Source organism: Streptomyces sp. NPDC007095 (assembly GCF_040634475.1).
GTDB lineage: Bacteria > Actinomycetota > Actinomycetes > Streptomycetales > Streptomycetaceae > Streptomyces.
In genome coordinates, this window is sequence record NZ_JBEYFS010000155.1 from 24,117 (window position 1) to 30,116 (window position 6,000).

Here is a 6,000-nt window from a genome sequence, read left to right on the forward strand (position 1 = left end):
CGAAGGAACTGGAGGCCGGGAAGGCCCCCGCGGACGCCGACGCACAAGCATGGGCATTGAAGATCAACTCGGCGGTCCGGGGTGACCGGCGCCTCTTCGGCCTGGCGACCGATCGGGGCGCGTTCGCCATCGCGTTCTACCGCAATCGCGAGCTGTTCGAGACGCTCCAGTCCCGTCCCGCACTGATCGATCTGCTCGCGGACTCCTCGCAGAACGCTCTGCCGTTGCTCTTCGACAACAGCGAGCTGACCCGGGCCCTGCGCACCCACGACTACCTGTACCGGCTCTTCCTCACCAGCCCGAGCATCCGCACAGCGTTCATCAACAACCCCATCGACATCCAGATCTACCTGCGCAACCCGGAAATGAGCCGGGTCAGGCTAGTCGCGGAAGACGCGTACTTCCGTCTGAGCCGGAAGAGCGACAATCTGCTCATCTGGAAGAGCGAGGATGTCGCACGCGTCATCGCCGATCAGGGACCGATCGGCGACCTACTCCTGGCCAGCCCGGAACTGCGGCAGGAACTGTCGGAACTCATGGAGCAGGCCGGGGGGGAAAGGGCAGTACGTGCAGCGGTGAGCAGCCTGCCGCTGGCCAAGGCCCTGGCGGCGAGATCCGAGATGCTGATGGTGATACGGATCGTGAGCGGGTTGGCCGAGGCGCTGACCGAGCACCCGGACCTGTTCTCCGACGCCGCCGACTACACGAGGCTGCTGACCACGAAGCCGCTGCGGTACGAGTTCTTGGCGCATCCCGGGCAGGTGCGGGTGGTGCTGGCGGATGCCGACTTGGTGAAGACCGCGCTGGCCAACCCCGGCGTGGTGGCCGCTTTGGCGGCGGACGAGGGGGTGGCGCGGCTGGTGAAGCGGCGGCCCTCGGTACACGAGTTGCTGCGCGAGCAGCGGGAGGTGGCCGCGGATCTGGCCGGTGAGGACCGTCGGCTGCGGAGGGCCCTGGAGTCGGTTCGCGGCCTGCCGGAGGAGATGACGAAGCACCCCCGGATCGCGCGGGACCTGCGCCAGGCGCCGTGGCTCGCGGACGCGTTGAGGCGCAGCCACCGCTTGCTGGAGCACGCGGTGACGGATGGCTCCGTATGGCGGGCCGCCCGAGCCGACCAGGTCCTGGCCGAGGCGTTGACGTCTCAGGTGGTGCACAGGCTGGGCAACCAGCAGGCACTGACGCAGGCGCTGACCCGCAAGGCGGGAACCCTGGCCGGAACCGGCGCCGCGACCCTGCGGCGGCTGCTGTCCAACACCGGTCTCACCTACTTCCTCAACGACAACCCGTGGTTCGCCGAGAGGTTCCTGTCCACCGCGGACTGGTACGACCACGCGCTGCGGTCCACCGATTTCACCGGCGCCCTGCGGTCGCTGGCGGCCCGGGACGCCGAGCGTTTCCGGCAACTGGTCGAAGACCCCTCGGCGCAGCCCCTGCTCCGGGCGGTGTCGCACACCACGGGACCCGCGCGCGACACGGTGGCCGTGGCGCCGGAAAGGGTGCGCAAGGACGCCGGCCGGACATCGCGTCCTGGCGCCGCCACCGCCAAGGCGGCGGCACAAGCCGTGCGAACCGATTCGGTCTGGGCCCGGGCGGTGGCCTCGGTTCCCGAAGTGAGTGAACTGCTGCTGCGCCCTGAGGGCGCGGTCGTGGCCGGCGCACTGGGCGCACACCCCGAACTCCTGCCGTTGCTGATCGGTGCACCGGCGGTCGCGGAGAACCTCAGGGAGGAGCCCGCCCAGTGGCGTGACCATGTGTTCGGTGAGTACCTGGGCACGCGTGAAGCCGGCCTCGCCAGTTTCGAAAATGACTTCGAAGGCTGGCTGGACCGCATGGGTGTGGTCCTCGAGGGGGACTTCCGCGGCCGGGTGACGGAAGCAGCTCGCGGGGTGTGGACGCGGGCCCGCGCGGAACAGGAGGCACGCCGAGCGGAGGAGGAGGCCCGGGTCGCGGAGCGACTGGCGGAGTTCGCCCCGCACCGGACCGTCACCTGGGAGTACAGCGGGGAACTCGTCTACACCAGCCATGCGCGCCCGGAGCGGCTGTCCAAGGAGCAGCTGCGGGTGCTGCGCCAGGTGGCGCTCGGCGAGAGCGGCCCGAGGGAACGCGAGGTGCAGGCCGGCCGGGCGCTGCACGTCCACCTGGACGGCGGCAGCGGCGGCGCCTCCTTCGCGTACGTGCTGGCGCCCGACGGCCGGGTGAACACGCTCGTGTACGCCATCAGCACGGCGCGGAAGGGCAACAAGTACCAGTGGGAGGGCCACGGCAGCCGGTTCGTCGACGGCCCTCTGGAGATCGACGCGGTGCGCAACCATCCGGCTCTGGTGGCGTCGACGGCCCTGGTGCGGGAGGCGGCCCAGCGGGCCGAGGCGGCCGCGGCCGCGGCGCGGGCAGCGACCGGCAAGAGCAAGGGGAAGCAGCGCAAGGACGCCGGGGCGGCTCCGGCCGTGTCGGCGGCAAGGCCCGGTGCGGTTCCTGCGCTCACGGTGGATCCCGAACTGGCGCGCCTGACGGAGGCGTTGACGAAGTACCACACTGCCCTGTCCGAGCAGAACGCCGCGCAGCAGGCCCGCAACACCCGTGCGCTCCCCAAGACGCAGGCCCGGCTGCAGGAGGCCCGGCGCGTGCTGCGTGACATGGGTCTCGACCACGACGCGGACGGTGAGGGGGACTTCCTCTCGCTGAGCGCGACCGGCGCGCTCGCACAGTGGGCCGGTCCGGAGACCGGCCGGCCCGCGTCCCCGATGTCGGTCGTCGGCAGTGCGGACGGCACCTCGTCGTCCTTGGCATACCGGGACTACCGGCAGGCGCTCGGTCTCGACGTCCGGCCGTTGTACGACGGCCTCGGCAACGTCGCGGGCCTCGACCTGACCGGCGACGCGCAGGAGTCGCGTCCGCTGACGACGCTGGACGGCTTCGTCCTGAGGTTCGACTTCGACCCGGGCGTTCCGCCCGCCGCCCCCACCGTCGTGGGCTACCAGCGCGGCGAGCCGGTACGGCTGTCGCTGGACGCCTTCGCGGACGTCGCCGCCCACAACCGCGTCGGCGACCGCCCGCTGTGGCTGGTGACGAACGACGGCGCCAGGTACGGACTCGACCTCGCCAGGACGGTGGCGGACCGGGCGGGCGTCACGGTGTGGACGCACAGCGGCAGGGTGGACCTGGTCGAAGACGCCTTCGGGATCCTGGACGTGATGCGGGTGCAGGACCCCGGTGGGGTCCGGGTTCCGGGGCAGTGGATACGTACGGAGCCTGCCGAGGACCTGTCCCCGGCGGCGTCGCGACAGGACGAGACCGGACCGGAGAACTACGTCGAGTCGGTCACCGGCGAGAGATTCCACTTCCGCACGCTGTTGATGATGCCGATCGCCGATCGCCGCACCGGCGAGGTCATCGGCCACGCCTCCATGCCCGATGACGAACTCGGCGCTTTCGGCGACGTTTTCGGGCGCCTGCCGGGCAGCAGGGCTTTCCGCGTCGGCCGGCCCCAGCGTCACGACCGCGGCACTCACGGAGCCAACCCGTGGGGAGACGGCGCCCCGAGGCACTTCCTGATCGCGCACGGCAGGCCCGACACGGCCGCCACCGTCCTGCGGACACGGGACGGCCGCGAGGTCGAGTTCAACGGCGAGCAGATGGCGGCCCTGCTGCGCCGCCGGACCAGCTTCGAGGTGTTCCGGCGTGGTGCGGTCCGTCGCACGGACAGCGCCGTGGTGACCATCACCTGCTTCGCCGCACGGTCCAGCGCCGTCGCACCGACGGCGTACATCCAGGGCCTCGCGGACGGTCTCGGGCTGCCGGTGACCGGCCCCACAGGAGTGCTCATCGTCGGACCCAGGACGTACGTCGCACCGTTCGGGGAAGACCTGGTCGGCTGGCTGACCGCGCGGCCGGGCGCGACGGAACTGACGTACCGCGGACAGGAGATCGTCAGGCTTCCGCAGGACGTGGCGCGATCCGCCGCTTCCCGGGACCTGAGCTGGACCTCGGGCGAACCGTTCGTGGAGATGTCCGTCGCTTCCGACGCCGCCTCCGGCACAACCGAACTGCTGGACGTACTGGAGCCGCGCCCGGGCAACCCCGCCCCCCTCGTGGACGGCCTGCTCAGTCACTTCACCGCCCGGACCGCTGCCGCGGACCGCCCCGAGCAGCAGCCCGGCGGCCCGGAGGACGGGATCTCCCAGGCAGCCGAGGAGTCCGCAGTCACCCGGCCCAACCCGGCCGAGACCCCCGAGCAGGCCCGCGACCGCCGTGACGCCGGCCTGGTCTTCGCACCGCCCGCCTACGCCTCCTCCCCGGACTTCCGGCACGGCGTCGGCACTGAGACGTTCGAGTTCGCCGACAACCGGCTGCCCGCGGCGATCCGCGAGGGCGTTGTCACGTCCCTGCCGGAACGCGAGCGGGAGCGGGCCGAGAACGCCCTGGCGGAGTACTTCGCCACCGTCGACCTCAACAGCGCCCTGCACGAGGCGATCGGCGACCGGATCTCCCTGGTGCTCCCGTTGCCGGGCGGCCCGGTGGCCGTCACGCTGCGGCTGCGGCTGGGCGACTGGACCCAGCTCACCGACCCGCGCGGAGAGCCGCTCGTCGCCCCGGTCGCGGCGGAAGGCGCCGCCGCCCGGCGCAGGAACCTGGAGCGGCCTGCCCGCCAGGTGCTGGACTGGCAGGAGACGGCGTCGGCGAACCGCACGGTCAGTCACGGTCTCAACGCGGCCGTCTCCCTGCCGTTCTCGCAGGCGCTGGCGCTCGTACCGCCTCTGGCGCAGGCCGGCGCCGCGGTGCGCACACTGCTCACCGGGTTCGGCAAGACCACCGCCTTCAACGTCTCCTCCACCCTCGGCACCACCCGCATTGTCCAGGCGTCCTCGTACCGGGCCGTGGACTTCCGCCACGACGTGGGCGTCGACCTCGTGGTCCAGGAAGCCGGGCGGATCCCGCGGCAGTGGCAGACCGTCGTCGAGCGCTCCCTGATCGGCCGCTACCCCCGTGAGGCCGTACGTGAGATGCCGCGCCCGGAAGGCGTACGGCACGCCACCTCCCGGCTGTGGCATGACTGGTCCCACACGGCAGAGGCCGGCACCGCCGGGCTGCGCGGGGCCCTGGAGGCCGCCCGGGACAGCCGTGTCCTGACGGCGGACGCGCATCACCACTGGAACCCGGCCGGCCGGGCGCCTCGTCCGGCCGTCGTCGGCGAGCCGGTCGCCCTTCCGCAGATCTCGTGGCTCGACTCGGTCACCGGTGTGGAGGACTACCGGGCGGCGGTGTTCGCCGCGGTGGACCCCGCGCTGGCCGACCGGTCCGCCGCGGCCTTCGAGTCGCTGGACGCATTCGCCCGGGTGCGGACCCTGATGGCGGGGCTGCACCAGGCCGCCGCCGGCGGATACCGGTCGGAGGCGGTGTTCTCCGCCACCGGCCGGCCCGACGCGGTGCGGGTGCGGGCCTCCTTCCACAACCCGAGGGTCGTCGACGATCTCGACGAGCTGTCCAGGGTGGACGCCGAAGACGTCCACGTGGGTGACGTGGGCGCGCCGTCCACCCAGTTGGACGCCTCCAACACCGGGGTCACCGAGGCCCTCTCGCTGGCGGCGAGCGCTGTCGGGGTCGCGTTCCCGCTGCCCTCGCTGGCCTACGTACGGTCCGTGCAGTTCTCCCGCCCCGGCCAGCAGGCCGGCAGCGTGGAACTGCACAGGCTGAAGTACCCGGACGAGCCCACCACCGTCGTCGAGTTCGACGTCAACGTGGAGACCCGAGGACTCGGTGGGCGCACGGGACCCGAGACCTGGCTCACGGCCCGGGTGCGGGTGCTCGCCGCCGACGCGGACCGTCTCGGCCTGCGGCCGGTGGGTCCGGTGGGTCCGGTGGGTCCGGTGGGTCTGGAGGGTCCGGTGGGGCCGCTGGGTCTGCTGGGTCCGGAGGGGTCGGGCGCGCGGGCGGCCCCGCCGCCCCCCCCCCACAGGGCGAGGACGGGCCCCGGCCCCAACCCCACCCCAACACCCCAGGGAG

The 6,000-nt window shown here is 72.4% G+C and carries 1 protein-coding gene (cut by a window edge); it reads left to right on the forward strand.

The window, feature by feature from the left end:
* Positions 1–6,000: part of a glycosyltransferase coding region (locus ABZ656_RS39025; protein ID WP_360274721.1), annotated on the forward strand (this coding region is incomplete at its 3' end). The annotated region extends 23,902 nt beyond the left edge of the window; the window shows 6,000 of its 29,902 annotated nt.